This is a genomic window from Acinetobacter sp. YH12095 (genome assembly GCF_013419245.1).
Taxonomy (GTDB): Bacteria; Pseudomonadota; Gammaproteobacteria; order Pseudomonadales; family Moraxellaceae; genus Acinetobacter; species Acinetobacter towneri.
The window spans coordinates 58,855-82,722 of record NZ_VPAL01000008.1; the positions used below are offsets into that span (position 1 = coordinate 58,855).

Here is a 23,868-nt window from a genome sequence, read left to right on the forward strand (position 1 = left end):
AGGGGCGATTACGCCCTTTTTTATTGGCTATCGTGTAGTGTCGATACAAGCCGTGCGCGGCCTAAAGTCAAAGTGTCATGTTTCACTACTACTATAGTTTGTATGAATGTGTAGTGGTCAAATAAGACCATTGAACCGCAGCAGAATGACGAGAGTAAATGAAGCTATCAAATAAAACTCAAGCACTTCAGGACTTAATTGCGCCAGCAGTGCAAGCATGTGATGTGGATCTTTGGGGAATCGAGTTTATTCCACAAGGTAAGCGTTCTTTGTTACGTATTTATATCGACAAAGCTGTCGATGAAAATGCAGAACCTGTCTTAAATGAAGATGGCGAATTAGAGCAAGGTCGTGGTATTGGTGTGCAAGATTGTGTACGTGTAACCCAGCAAGTTGGTGCAATGCTTGATGTGCATGATCCAATTTCAGGTGAATATGCACTTGAAGTATCCTCTCCGGGTTGGGATCGTCCATTTTTCCAATTAGAGCAATTGCCTGCATATATTGGGCAAACCATTGCGTTACGTTTAATCAGTGCTGTAGAAAACTGTCGTAAATTTCAAGCGAAATTGGTTGCTGTAGATCTGGAAAATGAAACCATTCAGGTCGAAGTGGAAAAACAGCAGGTATTGGAGATTGACAGTCACAATATTGATAAAGCAAACCTGATTTACCAAGATTAATCAAATTAATAAGAATCTGAACGAATAGGTGACTTATGGCACGTGAAATTCTTACCGTCGTTGAAACGGTTAGTAACGAAAAAGGTGTAAGTCGTGAGGCAATTTTTGAGGCGCTTGAACAGGCTCTTGTTGCTGCGACGAAAAAGAAATTCTACGAAGGCACAAACTCAGAAGAAGCACGTTTACGTGTGGAAATTGATCGTAAAACAGGTGACTACAGCACTTTCCGTCAGTGGGAAGTGGTGGCAGATGAAGATCATGAAATGCCTGCATGCCAAGATGCAATTTCTGATGTAGACCCTGCAAAGTGGTCAATTGGCGATATTCGCGAACTTGAAGTTGAGTCAATTGACTTCGGTCGTATTGCTGCGCAAATTGCCAAGCAAGTGATTGTGCAAAAAATTCGTGAAGCAGAACGCGCATTGGTTGCAGATGCTTATGAAGCCAAAGTAGGCGAGCTGATTTACGGTGAAGTGAAAAAGCAAACCAAAGATGGCTTTATTATTGATTTGGGCGACAATGCAGAAGCATATTTGGCGCGTGAAGAAATGATCGCCAAAGAAATTTTGCGTCCTAAGCAGCGTGTGAATGCAATTTTGTACAGCGTGAACCGTGAAGGTCGTGGTGCACAATTGTTGTTGTCACGTGCCAAGCCTGAAATGCTGATTGCATTGATGAAAAAAGAAATTCCAGAAATTTCTGAAGAAATCATCGAAATTAAAGCAGCAGCGCGTCAGCCAGGTGTACGTGCAAAAATTGCAGTAAAAACCAACGACCATCGTATTGACCCTGTAGGTGCATGTATTGGTATGCGTGGTACACGTATCCAAGCGGTACAGCAAGAGTTAAATGGTGAGCGTATTGATGTTGTGGTGTGGTCTGATGATCCAGCACAATATATCGCCAGTGCTTTAGAGCCAGCCGATGTATCGGGAATTGTGATTGATGAAGAAGAACGTACTGCCGACATTATTTTCGCAACCAGCGATCAGTTGGCACGTGCAATTGGTTCACAAGGTCAAAACGTACGTTTAGCCTCTGAACTCACAGGTTATAAGCTGAACATGATGCTTGAAGAAGAGTATCACGCACGTCAGCAAAATGAAGCGCAACAATACTTAGACTTGTTTGTTTCACGTCTAGACATTGCTGAAGATTTGGCGATGGCATTGGTAGAAATGGGCTTCACTTCATTAGAAGAAATTGCGTATGTTCCTGCGGAAACATTTGACGAAATTGATTTAGATGAAGAACTTGTTGAAATGTTACAAGGCCGTGCCAAAGAAGTGGCTTTGGCAGAAGCATTGCAACAGCAAGAAAATATCCAAGATCCGAGTGAAGAACTTCTAGCAATGGAAGGCATGACACAAGAGATCGCTTATGCGCTTGCCGCTCGTGGTGTCATTACAGTTGATGATTTAGCTGACCAAGCGACTGACGATATTGAAGATATAGAAGGTTTAGGTACAGAAAAAGCGGGTCAATTGATTATGAAAGCGCGCGAATCATGGTTTAACTAGGAGGTAATATATGACGGACAAGTCGATTAAAGAGTTAGCGCTCAGTGTAGGTCGTCCAGTTGAGAAACTCCTGGAACAGGTTCGTGACGCAGGTTTACCACAGCGTAACGCTGACGATATTATTTCCACGGAACAACAAAGTACCCTAGTGAACCATTTAAAAAAGGTTCACGGTCAAGAGGGTAAAGCAGGACAAATCACGTTGAAACGTAAAACCACCAGTACCGCTAAAGTGGCAAGTACTTCGGGCAAAGCGAAAACGATTAATGTAGAAGTTCGTAAGAAGCATACATTTGTAAAGCCTGATCCTGAACAGATTAAAGCGGAAGCACTGGCAAAAGCACAGGCGGAAGCAGCTGAAAAAGCACATGCAGAACAGCAAGCACGTGACGTGGCAGAAAAGAGCAAAGCGAAAGCAGACGCGCCTCAAGCAGGTGCTGCAAAAGCGAAACAAGCTTTAGATGCAATGCGTGCAGCAGCGAAGCAAGAAACAGCCAAGCAAGAAGTTGCGAAAGCTGCGGTTGTGGTGAAACGTAAGTCAACCAACAAGCCAATTGTGAAGCAAGCAGTGAAAGTCACTGAAACACCTGAGCAAAAGAAAGCGCGTGAAGCGCAAGCAGCTCAGTTGAAAGCGACTGAAGAAGCAGCACGTCGTAAAGCTGCTGAAGAAGCGCAGCAACGTACGCTTGAGCAAATGCGTCAGATGGCATCTAAATACTCAAATGAAGATGCAACCGCTACCATTCGTGTGGTAGATGATTCTCCATTGGCGGCTGGTCTTGTGGGTCAGGCTTATGAAGATTCATTTGCCAAAGAAGACCGCGAAATCAAGCGTGGTACCAGTACCACCAATACACGTTCACCGAAAAAAGGTGGTCGTCGCGGTCAGGAAGAGCAATCTTTCAGCCAAAACCCACATAAACGCGGTTTGAAAACGAGCCAAGCCAACAAGCACGGCTTTGAAAAACCAGTTAAAAAACAAGTTTATGATGTTGAAATTGGTGCAACGATTGTGGTTGCAGACTTGGCTGCAAAAATGGCAGTTAAAGTACGTGAAGTGATTAAATCACTCATGAAAATGGGTGAGTTAGTTACGCAAAACCAAGCGATTGAGCAAGAAGTTGCGGCACTTGTAGTTGAAGAAATGGGCCACAACCCAGTTCTAGTATCGGATACGCAAGCTGAAGATAACTTACTCGAAGCGGCTGAAGAGGCACGTGGTGTTCAAACGACACGTCCACCAGTGGTGACCATCATGGGTCACGTTGACCATGGTAAGACATCATTACTTGACCGTATTCGTCGTGCCAAAGTGGCTGCAGGCGAAGCGGGTGGTATTACCCAGCACATTGGTGCATACCACGTACAAACCGATAAAGGCATTATCACCTTCTTAGATACACCAGGACACGCAGCGTTTACTGCAATGCGTTCACGTGGTGCGAAAGCGACAGATATCGTGGTATTGGTCGTTGCGGCAGATGATGGTGTGATGCCACAAACTGCAGAAGCCATTGACCATGCGCGTGCAGCGGGTACGCCAATTATTGTTGCCATTAACAAAATGGACAAAGAATCGGCTGATCCAGACCGCGTATTGAATGAATTGACCACCAAAGAAATCGTACCTGAACAATGGGGCGGTGACGTACCTGTTGCAATGGTTTCGGCGCATTCAGGTCAAGGTATTGATGAACTTCTTGACTTAATTTCAATTCAAGCAGAAATGATGGAATTGAAAGCATCTGAAGAAGGTGCAGCGCAAGGTGTGGTGATTGAAGCGCGTGTAGATAAAGGTCGCGGTGCAGTGACGTCAATTCTGGTACAAAACGGTACTTTGAATGTAGGTGACTTGGTACTTGCAGGTTCATCTTATGGTCGCGTACGTGCCATGACTGATGAAAACGGTAAGCGTATTAAATCTGCAGGTCCTTCAATTCCAGTTGAAATTTTAGGTTTACCTGAAGCGCCAATGGCAGGTGACGAAGTTCTTGTTGTAAATGACGAGAAGAAAGCACGTGAAGTTGCCGATGCGCGTATGGATCGTGAGCGTCAAAAACGTCTAGAGCGTCAAAGCGCGATGCGTCTTGAAAACATCATGGCATCAATGGGCAAAAAAGACGTTCCATTTGTCAATGTGGTATTGAAGACCGATGTACGTGGTACTTTGGAAGCCTTGATTGTTGCATTGGGTGAGTTGTCTACCGATGAAGTACGTGTACGTGTGATTGGTTCAGGCGTAGGTGCGATCACCGAGTCTGACGTTACGCTTGCAGAATCTTCAGAAGCCGTATTACTGGGCTTTAACGTACGTGCTGACAATACTGCGCGTCAAAAAGCCGATGCGGATGGTATTGACATTCGTTACTACAGCATCATCTATCAATTAATTGATGATGTGAAAGATGCGATGAGCGGTAAGCTTGCACCTGAACACCGTGAAACTATTTTGGGTGTTGCAGAAGTGCGTGAAGTGTTCCACTCAAGTAAGTTTGGTGCAGCTGCAGGTTGTATGGTACTTGAAGGCGTACTTCACCGTAACAAACCAATTCGCGTATTACGTGATGATGTGGTGGTATTCCAAGGTGAGCTTGAGTCACTTCGTCGTTATAAAGACGTGGTGGAAGAAGTTCGCGCAGGTATGGAATGTGGTCTTGCAGTAAAAGGCTATAAAGACATCAAACCACTTGATAAGATTGAAGTGTACGATGTTCAATTGATTAAACGGAGTCTTTAATGGCGGGTAGTCAACGTCTGAAGCGTATGGCGGATACAGTACAGCGTGAGCTGTCAGAACTGATTCGCCAAGAGCTGAAAGATCCACGCTTAGGTGGTCTTGTGACCATCTCTGCAGTGAAGGTGAGCCCAGACTTAGGATATGCGGAAGTGTACGTGACCGTCATGGGACGTGAATTAGGCGATGAGCAAAGCGAAACGGCAAATAAAGAAACCTTGGATGTGTTGAATAAAGCATCAGGCTTCTTGCGCCATGAGTTAAGCCGTCGTATTAAGACACGTATTACCCCGCGTTTGCGTTTTCACTACGATAAAACCAATGCCTATGGTAACTATATGTTTGGTTTGATTGCAGAAGCGGTAAAAGATTTACCTCCTGCAGCACCTAAGCAAGATGAAGAATAAATCAGTGATGATAAAAAATGCCACCTTCGGGTGGCATTTTTTTGTCTATCATGTTTGAGCTTTTGCAATGTAAGCAAGGTTATATCGGATACGATGCTTTTTTTAATGCCTGACTAATATTCTAGACCAAATCATCATGGGACTTTTTTTCATAACGACGTAAATTACGACGTTGGCGTTGCCACGGTAATGGACGGTCTAAGGTTTCAGGCACATTGCCACTCATCGAACGTAAACGTAAATGCAGTGCTGCCTGTGCCATTAAATTGGCAGAAACAGGCGCGGTAATAAACGCAAATAGGGTGATTAATACTTCTGCAAAGCCAAATCGTCCTTCAAATGCCGCATAAATAATGGCTGCAATTAAGAAACTGCCTAGTCCTAAAGTGCTGGATTTTGTAGGGGCATGCAGTCGCATAAATAAGTCGGGTAGGCGAACCATGCCAATGCCGCCCACCAACATGAAAAATGCGCCAATAATTAAAAAGAATGACACTAAAATTTCCATGAGTAATTGCATGTTCATTCTCCTTAATCAATCACATGACCACTGGTGAAGTAACGCGCCAGTGCTGCAGTAGACACAAAGCCTAGCATCGCCACCAATAACGCACCTTCAAATAATGAGGTACTGGTCCAATAGATACCCAGAACCACCACCAAGCAGGTCGCATTTAAAAACAAGGTATCCAAGGCCAACAGGCGGTCTACAATTGAAGGGCCAATAATCAGGCGATATAGGCACATAAACATGGACAGTGTAATCGCAACCATGCAGATTCCAAGTGCATAAGGCAGAATCATCATTGCTTTTCTCCTGACTGTGCACCAAAAATTTCAATCAGCGGTTTTTCATAACGATTTTTGATGTCTTGAATATCTACACTTTCATCTGCAGTGTTTAAGGCATGCACCAAAATATCGCCACGGTCTTGGTCAATACCTGCTGTAACCGTGCCTGGTGTGGTGGTAATGATCATCGCCAAAATACTGTTGACCTGTTCGTGTTGTGTTTCGAGAGGGACACGGAACCATTTTGGCTGCATACGGTCTGTTGGGCCAAGTACCAGTTTTGCGACACGAATATTACAAATCATAATATCCCAGACCACCACGAAGAATAAGCGAATGGCTGCAGTCCAGTTGATGTCTGGTGTACGCGCAATAAAGGGCTGGATCAGTTTGGGAATCAAGAGCGCCAAGACCAGTGCCATCAACAGATTCCCTGCAGAAACACTATGCGCCAACATCAGCCAACTCAGTGCCACCAAGACAGATACAAACGGGTGTGGCAGCAGGTTATCCCAAAACGAAGTTTTTGGTCTCGTTTTTTGCATGTTTAGGGCTCCGCAGGTTTGAGTTGAGTATCGCTAGGTTGCTGTGCTTCCTCACGATTTTGCTGTTGAATCTGACGTTGTTTATAGTCAGAAATATGCTCGCCTTCCAAGGTGTTTGGATCAATCACATAGGGAATTAAATGTGCATTGGTGTCAATTGCTTCGCCACCGTACTTGGTTTCAGGTAAGTACAATGGATCATAAGGTTGTACGCTAATCACATTTGCAGCACGGTCTTTTTTCAGAATCAGTGCTTCATAGGCCGCATTATGTTGAATCTGCTGTGCAGTATTCAGCATATATTGTTGAATTGGATTGGCAAATACCACGTACAGCACTAAACCCGTCAGCAGTAAATAAATGACACGGTCATTGCGGGGCGGTGCAATCGCAGGTAGTGCCTGATATTCATAATAGGCTTCAGTTTGCGCATCATCTTCAGGTTTGGTCGCGCGCCAAAATAAAATAAAGCCGACACGGGTGAATGCAATAATACTCAGCAAGCTGACCAAGAGAATAATGCCAATAATCCAGCCTTGATGTGCCATATTGGCGGTGGCTTGCAAAATAAAGACCTTGCCCAAAAAGCCACTAAACGGTGGCAAACCTGCCATCATTAAGGCAATCATGAAGTATGTGATTGCCAGTACTTTGTGTTGCTTCATTTGCGGGGCAATATTGAAGTGATCTTTAAATGCGCCACGTTGTGAGGTAATCCAGCCACACAGCAAATAGAAAGCCGCTGCAATTAAGGTACTGTGTACTAAGTAATACAGTGCGGCTGACCATGCCTGTGTGTTCAGCATCGAAATGGCAATCAGGATCGTACCAATTGAAGACAGCACCATAAAACCGACAAAACGACGTAAGCGCTCTGCACCAATTGCGCCTATGACCCCATACAGTGAGGTAATTAGACCAATCGGCAGTAACCAGTCTTGTAGGATTTTATGGCTCAGCGCATCATCAAATACGGTTCCATTGACCCGCAAAATGGCATACACACCGACTTTGGTCATGATGGTGAATAAGGCTGCCACAGGGGTTGTCGCCACGGCATAGGTTTTAGGTAGCCAGAAACCGACAGGAAGCATGGCGGCTTTAATACCAAACACCACAAATAACAGTAAGCCACCTGCCACCGCAATTTTATGTGCATCAGCATCGAGTAGCGGAATCAGACGCGCCACATCGGTCATATTTAAACTGCCGACACTGCCGTAAATCATCCCTAAACCAATTAGGAACAGGGCAGAGGCTAACAGGTTGATGGTGACGTAATGAATCCCGAGTTGAAAACGTGCTTTGCCCTGACCGTGCAATAACAACACATACGAGGCGAGCAACAAGATTTCAAAGAATACGAACAGGTTAAATAAGTCGCCTGTGAGGAATGCACCGCAAAGTCCCATGAGTAGGAAATGCACCATGGTATGAAAATAGCGACCACGTTCATCCCATTTTTTGCTGGAAAACCACAGTAATGGCAAGGCAAGTGAATAAGTCAGTACCAACATGAGGGCAGACAGTTGATCTAGCACTAAAATAATGCCAAACGGGGCGGCCCATTCGCTCAAATTATAAATAATAATTTGCCCACTGCTGACCTGAATTAAATAGCTGATCGCCGTGATTAAACCGAGCGTGGCAGAAAGATAACTAATGCCACGACGCCATGGCTGACGCCAGTCATGTGAGAGTGAACCAAAGCCCGGATTGCCTAATAGCACTAAAATAAATGCGGTAAAGGTTGGAATCAGGATGCTAAAAATAGGTGAATGCTGTAGCCAAAATTGGAGGAAATCAGTCATTATGGCTCATCCTCACGTGGGTCGAGCAGTGGATGTTCTTCTTTGGCATCGACGTGGTCTGTCCCTGTTTCATAACGGCTACGCAGCGCCAATTGCACAATAAATGCGGTGGTGGCAAAACCAATCACAATTGCGGTTAATACCAAGGCTTGTGGTAATGGGTCGGTGACTTTTGAAGCTTCAGTCAAAATTGCAGGTGCATTGAGCTGAATACGCCCCATGCTGAATAAGAAAATATTGACGGCATAACCAATCATCGCCAAGCCCAAAACCACTGGAAAGGTACGGGCACGTAAAATTAAATAGATTCCTGTCGCGACTAACATTCCAATGGCAGACGCAATTAAAAACTCAATACTAATCATTGCATTACTCCTTTGGAAGTGGGCCAGACATGCCTGAGTGACGTGAGTCGCCCAAGACAGAAATCATCAACATTACCGCACCAACCACCGTGACATACACGCCTACATCAAATAAGGCAGCCGAAGCGAGGTGCATTTCACCAATAATCGGAGGATTGACATAAATATGTGCGCTGGTGAGGAATGGACGTCCCCAGAACCATGCGGCAAGTCCTGTCAGACCTGCAATACTTAAACCCACGCCAATCCAGATTTCGTATAAACGTCCAGATTTAGCTTTGAGCATTTGTTCGGTGTGGTCTTGACCAAGCGCAATGTATTGGATGATCAACGCCATTGCGGTAATTAAGCCCGCAATAAAGCCACCGCCTGGTAAGTTATGACCGCGCAAGAAAATATACAGGCTGACCACAAGGGCGATAGGTAAAATCCATGAGGCGGTAATCCGCAGCATCAACGGTGAAGGATTAAAGCGATAGGTTAAACCTTGGGTCATGATAGTGCCGTGCGCACGCATACCATCCATTAAACACAGCGTACCAATCGCAGCAATGCCCAAGACGGTAATTTCACCAAAGGTATCGAAACCACGGAAGTCCACCAAAATGACGTTGACCACGTTGGTTCCGCCACCGAGTGGAATGGATTGCTGATTAAAGAACCATGAAATTGAATTGTGGTTGCGAGTCATAACCAGCCACGCAATCCAGCCGATACCAATGCCGCCACCAATCGCAATGAAGGCATCTCGCCAACGACGTGAACGGCTAGATTCATACGGGGTCAATTGTGGGAGCAGCGATAGACTCATCAGCAATAAAACAGTGGTGACGACATCAACCGTGATTTGAGTTTGTGCCAAGTCGGGAGCAGACAGTCCGACAAACATCATGGTGACGACCAAGCCAACTGCACCGCTGATTAAGACAGCTTTGATGCGCTCATGGTGGAACCACAGCATCATCCAGCAGGCAGAGAACAGCAATAACCATAAAACAATGGCAATCATAGGCGCATGTGTGAGTTCACGTGTGCCAGTTGTTAATCCCTGATTGAATAATGGTAGCGCGACCATGAATACCGTAAAAGCAATGATCCACACCAAATAGCTTTGCAGTGAACCATTTTCGGTTTTACGTTTGATTTTGCGTGAAACCTGTAGCAAATGTTTTAAGAATAATTCAAACAGCAGTTTGCCTTGGAATTGACCTAAATGTGGGTCGAGGTCAATTTCACGGATTTTTCCACCTTTGGCGAGCGAGAAATAGAAAATGATCCCGCCAAGCAGTGCAATAACACTCATCAGCAGGGGAAGATTAAAGCCATGCCAAATTGCCAGATGTATGCCTTCAAACTGCGACAGTTGGGTACTGGCACGAGTCGTGCTATTGACAATATGCTCGACCAATAAGGCAGGCATCAAGCCGACTAAAATACATAAAACAGCCAATAAAGTTGCGGGTGCACGCATGCCAAACGGAGGTTCTTGAGCTTCTTTGTTTGGGACATCTTTACCAATTGGACCATCAAAGAAAACGCCGTGTACCAAACGTATTGAATAGGCCACTGCAAAAATACCCGCCAGTGTCGCAACAATTGCAGAAACCAACAGTACAGGGCCAGATAAGTTTGCTACCAGTTCAGTGAAGAACATTTCTTTGGACAAAAAGCCGTTGGTCAACGGTACGCCAGCCATAGAGGCCGCGGTAATCATAGTGAGGGTGGCGGTAAAGGGTAATAGTTGCCATAAGCCACTAAGTTTGCGTAAATCACGTGTGCCTGATTCGTGGTCGATAATTCCTGCAATCATAAACAGGGCCGCTTTAAAGGTGGCGTGGTTGATGATGTGGAAAATTGCAGCAGCTACTGCTAACGGTGAACCAATGCCGAGTAAGCACATGATCAGACCTAAATGACTGATGGTGGAATACGCCAATAAGCCTTTTAAATCTTCTTTGAAAATGGCAAAGAATGCTGCCATACACAGGGTAAATAGACCAATAAAAGTGACTAGGTTGTGATATAACGCTGCGCCTGCAAAAATTGGCAATAAGCGCGCCAGCAAGAAAATCCCTGCTTTGACCATCGTTGCCGAATGTAGATAGGCAGAAACAGGCGTGGGTGCAGCCATGGCATTGGGTAGCCAGAAGTGAAACGGAAATTGCGCACTTTTGGTAAATGCACCCAATAAAATCAGCAATAAAGTTGGTACAAATAAATGATGACTTTGAATTTGTTCAGTCATCATTAAGATTTGGTCAATTTGATAGGTGCCTGTGATTTGCGCCAATAACACAAAACCACCGAGCATGGCGAGTCCGCCCATGCCTGTAATGGTCAGTGCCATACGTGAGCCGCGTTGTGCTGCCTCGTAATTGCTCCAATAACCCACCAATAAGAAAGAGGAAATACTGGTCAGTTCCCAAAAAGTCAGCAACAAAATCAGGTTGTTGGAGAGCGAAATTCCCAACATGGCAGCCATAAACAGCATGAGGAGAACATAGAGTTTACTGAGCGAGTTTTGTGGACTTAAATAATAATAGGCATAAATAAAAATGAGTGTGCCGATCCCCGTGATCAGCAAGGAGAATAATAAACCAAGCGCATCTAGACGGAAGCTTAAATCAATCCCCAACTGTGGCAGCCAAGACCATGTTTGAATGATCGTTTCGCCATTAAAGACTGCTTTTGCTTGAGTCAGGAGCAGAATAAGACTGCTCAGACTGACGCCAATCGCCCCTAAAGCCGTTACCCCGCGTGAAAATTGTTTCAGCCACGAGACAAGGGTTGTGCCCAGTACTAACGGTAACAATATAATAATCGGTAGCACACTCATATCCATTGTCGTGAATAGGTTGAAAACCTAAAGGATGAATCTTATCTTCCAAGGATTACAGGACAGCAACACACCATCCAAAAGATTCAATCTTGAAAGCCAATCAGTCGTGTCAGTAAACACGTAGTCTATTGTTTTGATGAGCGTATTGTCGCAACTTAAACTCAAAACAAGATCATGCAAAAATAATTTTACATGGCTAGGCGGCTCAAGCAGCAAAAAATATGCTGATCTTTCGCTGACGATGCAGCGAATAAGGTTGTGCTTGGTTTGGTTAAAGCTGTGTTAAAAATATTGAGATGCGTCAATCTACAACCTAGTTGAACTATGGATGAAGTTGATCTGCATCTGCTGCATTTTTACAGCATTCACCGTGTTTGAAAGGTCAATAGACACTATTCAAGGTATAAAAAAAGTTGTATTGCGCAACTTTAAAAACTACAGCAAAATCGGATTTTACTATAAAAGTTCAAAATTAATCTGATTTTATTACATGAATAAAACAACATCAATTTTTTTTGCATACAGCAAAGTCATTATATACCGTCTGTTATATGCGGGATAAAGTATTTCCTTGCTTTTTGCCCAAGTATGCGTTGAAAGACTTCGGCAATTAAGATTCAGGCAATTGATCAGGTGTTGGCTCACTATCCAATTGCTGTAAGCGTTGCAGCAATTCCTGTTTTTGTTCGGCAGTTAAATGGTTTTGAATCTGCTGCAAAATTTCAGCCGTGCATAATTGTGTTGGGTTTTGTTCTTGTAGGCTGACGTCTTCTGTCGTGTGAGTGGTTTCTAGCACATCAGCATAAATTTCTGCAAACTGCGGTTGTAAACTTTGCCATGCGATGGGATGCAGCTGTTGATGTTCCAGTTTTAAACATTGAAAGCGTTCCGCTTGTTCCAAAAGTTCGCTGCGGTTGCCTGTGGCAATAATTTGTAAGCGCGGAAAAGCTTGATGTAAACGAGTCAGTATTTGTGCGGCCTGTTGTTGATCGAGCTGATGATCAATCTGGTCAATCAACAAAATACCATCTCCCTCGCGACACGGATACAAACTGTTTGGGTTTAGCAAACAGAGGCGACGTACAATATCGCCTACTAGAGCAATCCAGTTGCGCTGACTGTTCGACAATTGCTGATACAGCATATCTTTGCCCTGACAGCGCACCATGAGTTGTAATTTAGGCAGATGTTGTAGATATAGGTCTTCAATTTCAGGCAGCACGATTTGTAAGGCATCTTTCAGTGCTTGTAAACTCGGTGCATGCATTTGGGTATAGGCATGCAATAAGGACTGATTCAGGGTTTGTGCGAGTTCGCTTTGTTGTTGCTGATATAGCTTGTGTAAAAGCTGCGCACTTTGGGCATTTTCAATATCGGAAATTTCCCGCAACCATTCAAAAAAACGAGTAAATGTCGTGAATGGAATCGCAGCAATTTCGTAGGCATGTCCAGGTTGTAAAATCAGCGGATTATTTTTATTGAGTAAATTAACTTCATTCACGAAGCGTTCTGCAGGGTAGTAGGCAATCAGCGGTAGACCTTGCATCGGGTCATGTTTAATGGCGTGTTGATAGAGCTGCACCATTTTTTCAAGCTTGGCGGTTTCTGCTTTGCTTACTCCTACGCCGCTACTATTCAGGGTTTTATATAATTGCCAGTCACAATGTTGGGTGCTTTCAATTTGCGTGTTGCTTGATTCTGCCAAACTGCCTATTTCTGCTGGAATTTCCACACAAACATCAATTTTAGCTTGCAAGCGGTTGAACAAAATATCTTGATCTTGCATCACCAAACCCGCAGTGCGTAAGTCTTTATAGCGAGCGGCAAACCAAGTCAGTGCTTGATAACTAAATCGTAACAGCGAGGTTTTACCCGCGCTTTGGTCTGCCAAAATAAGCGTAATGGGCAGGTCGTGATAATTGAGTTCGAGTTTTAGGTCTGCAAAATGGGTGATGTGTCTGAAATGAACCGATGTAATTTTCATAGCGCACCTGCTGCAATTACCCCACCGCTTTGCGTAACGATGTCGGCATTTTTATTTTCAGTTGTTGTACCAAATCGTAAATATGATGAATATTTAAACTGACTTTAGCACGTGTGCATGCCACGTACAGTAATCTTAATTCTTCATCGCTAATTTTATGCTCTTTGTCGTTCAGTTTAAATTGGTAGTCGTCTTCAATATGTACCCGATTCCATTCTAAACCTTTGGCTTTATGCGCTGTCGAAATAATATAGTCGGCTTGGTCAATTGGGGTGATTTTTGCCAACGCCCGTTTGAGTGGATTAGTACCATGATCATCCACCAGTTTGACCAAAGGTTTAATGTCGCTGCCATCGTTGGTTTCACAATATTCATGTACATCATGCCAAGAGTTAAACCATGCCAGTTCCGGAACGTCGGTCACACGTTTGCCTTGTTTGAGCATCGCGGCAGCATCCACAAAACGGTTTAAGCGCACATGGTCGGCTTGCAGACTGACTTTATCGCCATGCACTAAACCTGCCAGTAGCAGTTCCATGGCACGGGCGTTGGTACGGCATAAAATCGCATCACGCATTTTGGTATGCGGTTTGTTGACCACTTTGGAATGTAATTCTGGATTGCCCAAGAGTGGCACGGTTTCATTCAGCCCACCTAAAATGGCATTGGCGGTCAGGGCAATTTCTTCACCAAAACGGAACGATGTGGTCAGTCGTGATTCAGGCAAAGGTAATTGCTGCATGGCATTGATTGCACCACGCCAAGCATAGATTTGCTGATGCGCATCGCCCACATAAATCACTTGAGTATTACGTTGCTTGAGTAAAATGCCCAGCATGAGCGGGTCGGCATCTTGAGCTTCGTCAAACAGCACATAATCGGCAGGAATGTTGGGTTCAGACAAGGCCCAAAGTTTCAGATAAATATCGTGTCCAATGCCTGCCTGATGATTCGGGTCAATTGACTCCAACCAGCGTCGTTCTACCGCAGGATAAAGATGCTTTTGTAAGGTGTCGATGTCATCTGGATGCAACCAACTGGGTGCTTGTAAATGTCGTGGGGCAGGGTATTGCGAACTGGTCGAGCAGAAATGACTCACGGCATTGGCCACCAAACTGGCTAAACGACTTGGCATCAACACATATTTTTCATAGCGTCCGCCCATCATACGTCTAAGGGTAATCGGTTCTAAACGATACTCTTTGGCAATAAAACTTGGACTTAAACGGGGTAGGCGTAATTTGTCGGTGACTCCACGTGGAACGCTGCGATATGCAAGCGAGTGAAATGTACGACAATCGACCTGACGATGAAATTTACTTTGTGCTTCTGCGGCAATGGCTTTGTTAAATGCCAAGTACATGCCACGCCGTTCTGGCATGGCATCACTGATCATTTGTAAGGTCGTGGTTTTACCTGTACCTGCATAGGCAATCACTTTAAAAGATTTGCCCAGACGTGCATTATCTATAGCAGTGGCTTGCTCATAGGTCGGGCGAGGCTTGGTGATTACAGACACAGATCAGGGTTGGCTTTTCGCGTTAATGGCTACGGTTGGCTTTTTCAACCAAGCCTGATAAACCTTGACGACGAGCCAATTCATTCAGTACCACTTGCGGTTCAATATCGAAATAACCCAACATGACAATGCTGTGGAACCATAAATCGGCCACTTCATAAATCAGGTCATTTTTGTTGTTGGCATTGGCTTCGGTGTTGAAATCTTTGGCGGCAATAATTGCTTCCACGGTTTCTTCACCGACTTTTTCCAAAATTTTATTCAAGCCTTTATGGTATAGCTTGGCTACATAAGATGAGTCAGGATTAGCGGTTTTGCGCTCGCTCATCATTTGCCCTAAATAAGCCAAAACTTCAACCTGTTCAGCTTGTGCCTTTGATTGGCTCATGGCTAAGGTGTGAGCATTGGCGGCTTGTTCACCATAAATTTGATTCGGGTCTTTCAGCTGTGCATCTACAATTTCCCAACCATTGGCGGTGAGTTTGCGATAGAAACAAGATTCACGCCCTGTGTGGCAAGCAATTCCACCATGTTGTTCAATTTGCAGTATAATCACATCGGCATCGCAGTCCAGACGAATCTCGTGCACAGTTTGAAAGTGTCCAGATTCTTCACCCTTGTGCCACAATTTATTGCGTGAACGTGAAAAATACACCGCCTGATTTTTTTCGGCAGTCAGTGCCAAGGCTTCACGGTTCATCCACGCCACCATCAACACACGTCCTGTTTGATGATGCTGTGCAATGGCAGGCACTAATCCTTGTTCGTTAAATTTTACTTCATCGAGCCATTGCAAGTTATTCATGAGTTGTTCACCAAAATTAATTTAAATTGTATGGACGCTATTTTCTGAGCGCACGATTTTGCATCGTCCCTATAGTGTACGTGATTCAAGACAATTTACCTAAATTATCTTGCCAGATTTGTACTGTCAAAGCGTTTGCATAAATTGAGGGAAGTTTTGTTTTTCCACCATTTCCAGAAATTCATCGCCCAAACGCTGACTTTCTGCCACCGATTGTTTCCATAAGCGAATGCGCTGTGCCTGATCTAAACCTTTTAAGGTGAAGTCTTTACGATCGGGCAAACGGCCTAAAGGCAAGCTGCTTAAATATTCTGCCGAAGGTGATAGCAAGAGTGTCCGGGCCTGATTTTCAGGATTGGCTTTACGATGCTTCAACATTTTATCAAACCAGCCAGGGGTAATGCTGTCGGTAAAGTGTGGGTACAGCACAATGCCCTGACTTTGGTAAGGTAAATCTAGATGGTAGTCAATTAAGCCACCATCCCGATAACTGCCCACGGGCGCATCAGGAATGTCACGAATAGCAGACATCACCCCGGGAATAGACGCTGAGGCGAGCAGCCACGGTGCGACATTCTGCTCATTCAGGGCTTGGTAATGGGTGACAAAATCATCCTCTACCATAAACTGCTGACCTTGCGCAGGTTGGCTGATGACGCGTTGCATAAATAAGCGGTTGTGTTTGCGCGCAATGGCATTGCTACCAATAATTCCAGCCACAGATGCTAGCAAAGGCAAGGCTTGGTCACTTTGGAAAATATGTTGAGCTTTGACGGAAATGACCGTGAGGTGATAGTCAGGATGCTGAATCAGTTGTTGTTGCTGTCCCTGAATCAGTTCAAACAGCATATTTTGACAAATCTCAGCGACTTCTTGGCGCGACATTTTTTTATGAAAATACAAGTTGGTATATAAATCGGACAGGCGTTCAGTGCCTTGTTTTGCGCCCCACGCCAAAATACTGGCAAAGCGCCAACTGCCAATTGAAGAACCGACCACAGTACGACGCTTTGGGGCTTGGGCAAAAAACTCGCCAAAAATAGCTTGGTCTAAGCCTTGAATGCCAATACCTTTGGGGCCGCCTGCTGCACCTGGAATAATATCGACGTGTTGGGCATGTAAGCCTTCTTGTTCAATCAGTTGGCGTGCCAGATGTCCTGCGCGAATACTGAGTGCAGGGGCACGTTTATGCAAAAGCTGAGTCATGCTTGATCTATAACGCTACAAATGTGCATTAATTGTAGGCGTGGTGATTTTTGCAACAATGGCGAGAGGCATCATTTGGTGACTGATGAGTCATGCGGTAGTTTTTAGGATGAGTTAGAGAAAATCAGCGTGATAAAAAAGCCTGCTTTAAAACAGGCTTTCTAATTTTTTTATCGTCTAATCAGTTTGTTATCAAGCAATGTGGCTTTATTTAGCTATACGCCAAATCGCCAAGAAACTTGCCAACGCGATTAAAACAATAGAGACATACCACGGTGCAATAATCGCAATGGAGAGGAAAATGGCCATAATGCTGCCAAAAATCCAGCTGCGTTTTTGCTGATGTTCCATTTGTAGACGCATGCTTTGTAATTCATGCAATTGTTTGGAATGCCAAGCCGATTGGTTTTTTAAACCATTTAAACTGTCAATCATTAAACTTGGTAAGTCTTGCGCACCCAGTAACAGGTCGGGAATTTGCTGCCCAATTTCTTTGACATTTTTGACTGGATTCATATTGGCTTTAATCCAATCCGTTAAAATTGGTTTTGCCAGTTTCCAGATATCCAGTTCTGGATATAAGTCTGTGCCCAAGCCTTCAACATGCACCAATGTTTTCAGGAGTAGCATCAATTGCGGTGGAATTTCCAAATGGAAACGACGTGCAATATCCATGACCTGAATCAGAATGCCTGCAAAGTCCAATTCGTGCATCGGTTTAGACACCATTGGCCCGACAGTACGGCGCATTTCACGGGCGAGAGCATCTTGATCTGTGCCCGGTGGAATCCAGCCAGCTTGGTGTACCACTTGAATCAGCTGCATAAAGTTGCTGTTCATCACCGCCAGCAACATACGTGCTACGGTCATTTGGTCATGCTTGGACAGCTCGCCCATAATCGCACAATCTAGCGCAATAAAACGCGGATTATTCGGATTGATGGTTTCCACAAAGACGTTGCCAGGATGCATATCGGCATGGAAAAAGTTGTCACGGAACACTTGGGTAAAGAAAATCGTGAGGCCTTTTTCTGCCAAATCGGCACGATTCATCCCCAAACGATCAAAGGTTGCCGTGTCGGAAATTGGCACACCTGTAATGCGCTCTGCCACCATCACATCTTTACTGTCCATATAGACTTCAGGCACGTACATCATGCTTGAGCCTGTAAAGTAGTGACGCATGCGGCGGGTGTTATCCGCTTCTAAGGTCAAATCCAGTTCGTTGAGAATAATTTGACGATAGTCCTGAATAATTTCAGATAAATGTAGAGCGCGTGCCGCTTCCAGACGTTTTTCCAGTGCTGCACCGAGCCATTCCAGAATTTCAAAATCTTGTAGAATTTGCTGGCGAATATCGGGACGGGTGACTTTAACGACGACTTCACGACCATCATGCAAGGCAGCGGTATGGACTTGCGCAATGGAGGCTGCTGCTAAAGGTTGCTCATCAAAACGGGCAAACAGGGTGTTGATGTCTGCCTTGAGCGATTGCTGAATTCGCATTTGTGCCACGTCAGAACCGAATGGTTTGACACGGTCTTGTAGCAACACCAATTGCTGTAAAACTTCAGGCGGAATCAGGTCACGACGCGTAGACAGCAATTGCCCAAGTTTAATTGCCAATGGTCCCATTTCTTCTAAAGCTTCTTTGAGCTTCAGCGGGTTTTTACGTTCTTTACTTGACCAAGCCGCAGGGTGCATGCGAATAAAACTGAGCGCATGACGTGCCTTTTCTGGTAGTTCTTCCGCAGGAAACAACGTGTCGAGTCTATAGTGCGCGGCAATGCGCCAAAGTTCGAGTAAACGTGAAACGTGCGGAATCATAAAGACTTATTCCCTAGGGTTGAGTGGAGTTTAAGGTGTCAGAAGCGGTATCTGGCTGTGCATCAAGCTGCGCTTGTAGCTGTTGAATTTTGGCTTCGGCGCGGTCTAAATTTTGTTGAAAAATGCGCGTGTCTTGTTGTAAGTCATCCATTTGCCAGCGTGGGGCAAATAGACCACTGTCTTCTTTTAGGGCATCTTCAGCAAAGAACAAATGGCTGTGTAGACTGCGTTTTAAATGCTTGGGTGCAAGCTGAATTTTGCCAACTTCATGAGCCAAAGCAGGACCAATCCAAGGGCTTAAATGTGCGGCCAAGTCTAGTTCAGCCTGCTGCATAATGCGCTGAATATCTTGTAAAAGATGATAGTCACCTTGTAGGGGAATATTGCCCACTTCATCGGATAGCAACAGTTTGAGCAATTGCACCACATTTTTAACATGCAAAGTGGTCGTTGCGGGGCTGATATTTTGCGCTTGATCAAACCTTGCGAAGCTAGAGCGCTTCTCATGCTCAAAAATAGAAGGCTGCTCGCTGTGACCTGTTGCAGTAGGTTCTAAACGAACTTTGTTGTCATCAAAAAAGACATCTACAGAAAGCTGTGGCGAATCGAGCACCACACGCAACATTTTGCCGTGTAGTTGGTTGAGCTGGATGCGAGTAATCGCATCCAAATCAATAACATGATGAATCAGTTTCTCAACTGCACCAAGGGCGAGAATTGACCACATTGCGGTACGCCTTAGAGTTTAAAACCACGGTGAACGGCAACAATACCACCAGTCAGGTTGTGGTAATCACAGTTTTGGAAGCCTGCCTGTTCCATCATGCCTTTTAAAGTGCGTTGATCTGGGTGCATACGAATAGATTCAGCCAAGTATTTGTAGCTTTCTGAGTCGTTTGCGACAATTTTACCCATCAATGGCAATGCTGTGAATGAATATAAATCGTAGAGTTTTGAGAACGGTTCAAATACTGGTTTTGAAAATTCTAAAATCAATAAACGACCACCCGGCTTGAGTACGCGGTACATCGCTGCCAAAGCTGCATCTTTATCGGTCACGTTACGTAAACCAAATGAAATAGTCAGTAAGTCAAAGCTGTTGTCTTCAAATGGTTCTAAAGTTTCGGCATTCGCCAACACGAAATCGACATTGGTACAGCCTGCATCAATTAGACGGTCACGGCCAACATTCAGCATAGATTCGTTAATATCTGACAGTACCACATGACCTGTAGGGCCAACTTCACGGCTAAAGACTTTGGCTAAGTCACCCGTACCGCCTGCAATGTCCAGTACGCGCTGACCACGACGTACACCTGACATATTAATCGCAAAGCGTTTCCATAAGCGGTGAATACCAAATGACATTAAGTCGTTCATAATGTCGTATTTGCTTGCAACCGAGTGGAAGACTTCTGCGACTTTCTGGGCTTTATCTTCACTGCTGACGGTTTGGTAGCCGAAGTGTGTGGTTGCACCGACATTGCCTGTGTTGGCACCGCGCGGCAAATTATATTTTGGCACTGAACCCGTAACAGGTGTATCCGTTAATTTTTGTTCTAAAGATTGTTGCTGACCTTGTGGAGCGCCTTGCGGTAGAGGTTCGGTTAAGAATGGACTCACTTTGTCTGTTGGTTGTGCCGACTCGGGAGTAGCGGTAGGCGTTTGATTTTCATTCGACATTGGAGTCACTCCTCAGGATAAAAAGGCTTAAGGCTGCAGTGTATGCATGATGACAGATTCTAAGCACTTGTACAGTAATCATCATGCAATTGTTATGAATAATATACAGAAAAAACCAAAGATAGCGTAAGTGTGCTGAATAAGTGTTGGTTATTTCACACATTGGGATTATGAAAATGGATGTAAATCACCTGCATGTACTTTGGCAATAATTTCCCGTTCTGTGGTAGTAAATTGCTTCACAAATTTCTCTGCAGACTTTAATGGTTTCATGGCTAAAAAGCCATCTTGCATGAACTCATACATAATTTGAAAACTGTATTTTTGCGCCGCGCCTTTACACATTTTAAAAGCGGTATAGACCACAAAAGAGCGCATATATTTATCTAGGTTTTTACCCAGTTCATCCAACATATTTAATTGTTTTAAGCGTGCTTCGCCCTGATCGAGCTTTAAATAAGTCAGACGCATCATCTCATCATTTAAAGGCATATTTTCAGGATAGTCCTGTAGCAATTGTATCGCGACTTGTTCATCTAACTGCACTGCCAAAATCGCCAGACTTACCCCAGAAGTCCCTGTTTTTATTGCATTTTCAGGGATGATTTTTTCAGCTTTGTGTGCATATTTCAGTAGGCGAGCAATTTGACCTGCCAAAGCGTCAAAATCTGGACCGCCATATAAGCGGTTTAAAAAATATTCGGCCATCAAGACATTGTGCTTTTCGGCAAACTGTGTGGCATGGGTGCGTTGCATACGCTGTTTTTGCCATGCTTGAACATCTTGTAAGCGTTGAAAAAGCATAGGATTTTTATGATATTTAAATTGATAATACAGTTCTAACAGCTCATCTAAAGCAGCAAGTTTAGACATAGGGTGTCTCATTATTGAGTTGAATGGGCAAATCTTAATGTGAGTTTGATCTCGTCGCTATGACAAATTACACAGAATTCCAAACGGCAAAGGTCAGTGTGTGAGATTAATCTACAAAAATAAGCGAAAAGTTGTTAAAAAATGGGTCGATATTCGTATACTGATCAAAGTCTGTCGCTCATTCTAATATCGTAAATATAGATGAATGATCAGCAGAGCTTAAATAACACAACAATAGGGTAGATGATGTCACAAGCACATACTGAATTTAAACTCATGGAAGAAGAACAACTTTCAGTCGAGCTAATTGAAGCCCAATATGCTTTAAAAAACACCAAAGGTGAAAAAAATGCCAAAAGTTTGCTGATTTTAGTGAGCGGCATTGAATTGGCGGGTAAGGGTGAATCGGTTAAACAATTAAGAGAATGGGTCGATCCGCGTTATTTAAGGGTAAAAGCCGATGCGCCGCACCCGTTTAATCCCAAACAGACACTTTGGCAGCCTTATGCACGTTTTATTCCTGCCGAAGGTCAAATTATGGTGATGTTTGGCAATTGGTATAGTGACTTATTAAGCACAGCCATGCATGTGTCTAAACAAATTGATGACACCATGTTTGATAACTATGTCGAAAAAATGCGTGCCTATGAAGAAGACTTAAAAAATAACCATGTGGATGTCATTAAAATCTGGTTCGATTTATCGTGGAAATCACTACAAAAACGACTAGATGATATGGAACCGAGCGAAGTGCATTGGCATAAATTGCACGGCTTGGATTGGCGCAATAAAAAGCAATATGACAGCTTGCAAAAGCTGCGCCAACGCTTTACCGATGACTGGATTATGATTGATTGCGAAGATGAAACCATCCGCGATCAACAATTTGCACAGCATATTTTACGTGCTTTAGAGCATTGTCCTGTGCATCCGACCAGTTCGGGCATCACTTGGCAAGCTGCAGAAATTCCAGAAGTTTTGCTTAATCCTGTATCTGAATCGGTCAATGAGGATGACTATAAAGCAGAGTTAAAGAAACTCACGAAAAAAGTGGCAGATGCACTGCGTTTAGATAACCGTAATGTCAGCATTGTTTTTGAAGGAATGGACGCAGCAGGCAAAGGCGGCGCGATTAAACGGATTGTAAAAAAACTGGATCCGCGTGAATACGAAATTTACACCATTAGTGCACCTGAAGCCTTTGAAATCAGTCGTCCTTATTTGTGGCGTTTTTGGACGAAAATTCTGCCTGAAGAAAAAATCAATATTTTTGACCGTTCTTGGTATGGGCGGGTATTGGTAGAACGTGTAGAAGGTTTGATTAGCCCACTGGAATGGCAGCGTTCTTATGACGAAATCAACCGTTTTGAAAAAGACTTAAATGATCATCAAACTGTCGTCATCAAATTTTGGTTAGCCATTAGTAAAGATGAGCAGGAGCTGCGTTTTAAAGCACGTCAGGAAACCGCACATAAGCGTTTTAAAATTACAGATGAAGACTGGCGCAACCGTAGCCGTTGGGATGATTATTTGGTGGCAGCGGCAGATATGCTGCAACGTACCAGTACCGAATATGCACCGTGGCACATCATTCCGAGTAATGACAAAAATGCAGCACGTTTGGAAATTTTAAGAACCATCTTGAAACAACTCAAGGCAGAATAATCTGCCTCGAGGATGCAAAGACTGCGTGTTAAGTTAGCTGAATTTGAGCCTGTTTAGTTTAAAAATTAAGCATTCACAACTTTGGCTTGTTTAAGCTGAATGCTTTTTGCCAGTTTATAGCTTTCTTCAACATGCGTTTCGGCAATTTTTTTCATAATAAAATAACCCAAACCTGCTGCCACCATTTGTCCACCCAATGGAATAAACTTGGTGACTTGTTTGGTGATGTACTTGGCTGCGACATTATTCAGGGATTTTTTTACTGCAGTACGCGCCACGACTAAGCCTGAAAATTCCACACCGCGTTTACGCAATTCGCTCCAGTGGACTTTTCGGGTTTCAGGATCATACACGCTGACTTGCTCAGGAGATAAGCCAAAACGTGCATTAATTTCTGGAATCAGTTGCGACAAGATGCCCACATCAATGACAACGTCTAAGAACGGCACAGGAATGATGGCTGCACCTGCAGAAAAATAGGCACGTTTTTTGACCAGTTCTAGGCATTCTGCACGAATCATTTCCAAGTCTAGGCTTGGATCAATACTGTCTGGAATTGTCTCTCTTTTTATCATAAGTACAACCTTAAAATGGCGGATAATCGTATGCT

Annotated in this window: 20 protein-coding genes; 5 read left to right on the forward strand and 15 right to left on the reverse strand. The window is 44.1% G+C overall.

Annotation, left to right across the window (positions count from 1 at the left end):
- Nucleotides 1-158: 158 nt before the first annotated feature.
- Genes rimP through FTU35_RS07730 form a run of 4 tightly spaced genes read left to right on the forward strand, consistent with a single transcriptional unit; the run spans nt 159 to nt 5,344 of the window.
- A complete protein-coding gene (gene rimP / locus FTU35_RS07715) occupies nt 159-683 on the forward strand; it encodes a ribosome maturation factor RimP (protein WP_154321111.1) in 525 nt (174 codons plus the stop codon).
- 35 nt (nt 684-718) lie between these two features.
- A complete protein-coding gene (gene nusA / locus FTU35_RS07720) occupies nt 719-2,203 on the forward strand; it encodes a transcription termination factor NusA (protein WP_154321110.1) in 1,485 nt (494 codons plus the stop codon).
- A gap of 10 nt (nt 2,204-2,213) precedes the next feature.
- On the forward strand, nt 2,214-4,940 hold the full coding sequence (gene infB, locus FTU35_RS07725; protein ID WP_154321109.1) for a translation initiation factor IF-2: 2,727 nt from the start codon (nt 2,214-2,216) through the stop codon (nt 4,938-4,940).
- Nucleotides 4,940-5,344 carry a ribosome-binding factor A gene (locus FTU35_RS07730; RefSeq protein ID WP_004975876.1) on the forward strand — a complete coding sequence of 135 codons (405 nt, stop codon included), beginning with the start codon at nt 4,940-4,942 and terminating at the stop codon, nt 5,342-5,344. Before infB ends, FTU35_RS07730 begins: the two co-directional genes overlap by 1 nt.
- Before the next feature lie 121 nt (nt 5,345-5,465).
- On the opposite strand, the gene FTU35_RS07735 is transcribed toward FTU35_RS07730, so the two are convergent.
- The 14 genes from FTU35_RS07735 to FTU35_RS07800 form a co-directional block, all read right to left on the reverse strand.
- Entirely contained in the window at nt 5,466-5,864 is a 399-nt protein-coding gene (locus FTU35_RS07735) for a Na+/H+ antiporter subunit G (protein ID WP_004975877.1), read from the reverse strand.
- 11 nt (nt 5,865-5,875) lie between these two features.
- Nucleotides 5,876-6,151 carry a monovalent cation/H+ antiporter subunit F gene (locus FTU35_RS07740; protein ID WP_004975880.1) on the reverse strand — a complete coding sequence of 92 codons (276 nt, stop codon included), beginning with the start codon at nt 6,149-6,151 and terminating at the stop codon, nt 5,876-5,878.
- Nucleotides 6,148-6,681 (reverse strand): Na+/H+ antiporter subunit E, encoded by a 534-nt coding sequence (locus FTU35_RS07745; RefSeq protein ID WP_004975882.1) that lies wholly within the window; start codon nt 6,679-6,681, stop codon nt 6,148-6,150. Before FTU35_RS07745 ends, FTU35_RS07740 begins: the two co-directional genes overlap by 4 nt.
- 2 nt (nt 6,682-6,683) lie before the next feature.
- Nucleotides 6,684-8,492, reverse strand: coding sequence for a monovalent cation/H+ antiporter subunit D (locus FTU35_RS07750; RefSeq protein WP_180064642.1), 1,809 nt, complete (start codon nt 8,490-8,492; stop codon nt 6,684-6,686).
- Entirely contained in the window at nt 8,492-8,857 is a 366-nt protein-coding gene (locus tag FTU35_RS07755) for a Na+/H+ antiporter subunit C (RefSeq protein WP_004975886.1), read from the reverse strand. Before FTU35_RS07755 ends, FTU35_RS07750 begins: the two co-directional genes overlap by 1 nt.
- 4 nt (nt 8,858-8,861) lie before the next feature.
- Nucleotides 8,862-11,699, reverse strand: a complete 2,838-nt coding sequence (locus tag FTU35_RS07760; protein ID WP_180064643.1) for a monovalent cation/H+ antiporter subunit A — start codon at nt 11,697-11,699, stop codon at nt 8,862-8,864.
- A gap of 607 nt (nt 11,700-12,306) precedes the next feature.
- Nucleotides 12,307-13,680, reverse strand: coding sequence for an AAA family ATPase (locus tag FTU35_RS07765; RefSeq protein ID WP_180064644.1), 1,374 nt, complete (start codon nt 13,678-13,680; stop codon nt 12,307-12,309).
- A gap of 16 nt (nt 13,681-13,696) precedes the next feature.
- Entirely contained in the window at nt 13,697-15,199 is a 1,503-nt protein-coding gene (locus FTU35_RS07770) for a UvrD-helicase domain-containing protein (protein WP_004975892.1), read from the reverse strand.
- A gap of 22 nt (nt 15,200-15,221) precedes the next feature.
- Nucleotides 15,222-16,004, reverse strand: a complete 783-nt coding sequence (gene hisIE, locus FTU35_RS07775; protein ID WP_004975893.1) for a bifunctional phosphoribosyl-AMP cyclohydrolase/phosphoribosyl-ATP diphosphatase HisIE — start codon at nt 16,002-16,004, stop codon at nt 15,222-15,224.
- Nucleotides 16,005-16,130: 126 nt separating this feature from the next.
- Nucleotides 16,131-17,210 (reverse strand): patatin-like phospholipase family protein, encoded by a 1,080-nt coding sequence (locus FTU35_RS07780; RefSeq protein WP_131261096.1) that lies wholly within the window; start codon nt 17,208-17,210, stop codon nt 16,131-16,133.
- A gap of 207 nt (nt 17,211-17,417) precedes the next feature.
- Nucleotides 17,418-19,037, reverse strand: a complete 1,620-nt coding sequence (locus tag FTU35_RS07785) for an AarF/ABC1/UbiB kinase family protein (protein ID WP_096901336.1) — start codon at nt 19,035-19,037, stop codon at nt 17,418-17,420.
- A 13-nt stretch (nt 19,038-19,050) separates the two neighbouring features.
- On the reverse strand, nt 19,051-19,764 hold the full coding sequence (locus tag FTU35_RS07790) for an SCP2 domain-containing protein (RefSeq protein WP_154321106.1): 714 nt from the start codon (nt 19,762-19,764) through the stop codon (nt 19,051-19,053).
- Between the two features lie 11 nt (nt 19,765-19,775).
- On the reverse strand, nt 19,776-20,720 hold the full coding sequence (gene ubiE / locus FTU35_RS07795; protein WP_004975907.1) for a bifunctional demethylmenaquinone methyltransferase/2-methoxy-6-polyprenyl-1,4-benzoquinol methylase UbiE: 945 nt from the start codon (nt 20,718-20,720) through the stop codon (nt 19,776-19,778).
- A 168-nt stretch (nt 20,721-20,888) separates the two neighbouring features.
- Entirely contained in the window at nt 20,889-21,593 is a 705-nt protein-coding gene (locus FTU35_RS07800) for a hypothetical protein (RefSeq protein WP_004975910.1), read from the reverse strand.
- Nucleotides 21,594-21,839: 246 nt separating this feature from the next.
- On the opposite strand from FTU35_RS07800, the gene FTU35_RS07805 reads away from it, so the two are divergent.
- A complete protein-coding gene (locus tag FTU35_RS07805; RefSeq protein WP_104852966.1) occupies nt 21,840-23,258 on the forward strand; it encodes a phosphate--AMP phosphotransferase in 1,419 nt (472 codons plus the stop codon).
- A gap of 65 nt (nt 23,259-23,323) precedes the next feature.
- Here the strand turns inward: FTU35_RS07805 and FTU35_RS07810 are convergent, their stop codons facing one another.
- Nucleotides 23,324-23,833, reverse strand: coding sequence for a hypothetical protein (locus FTU35_RS07810; protein WP_218944916.1), 510 nt, complete (start codon nt 23,831-23,833; stop codon nt 23,324-23,326).
- Nucleotides 23,834-23,868 lie beyond the last annotated feature (35 nt).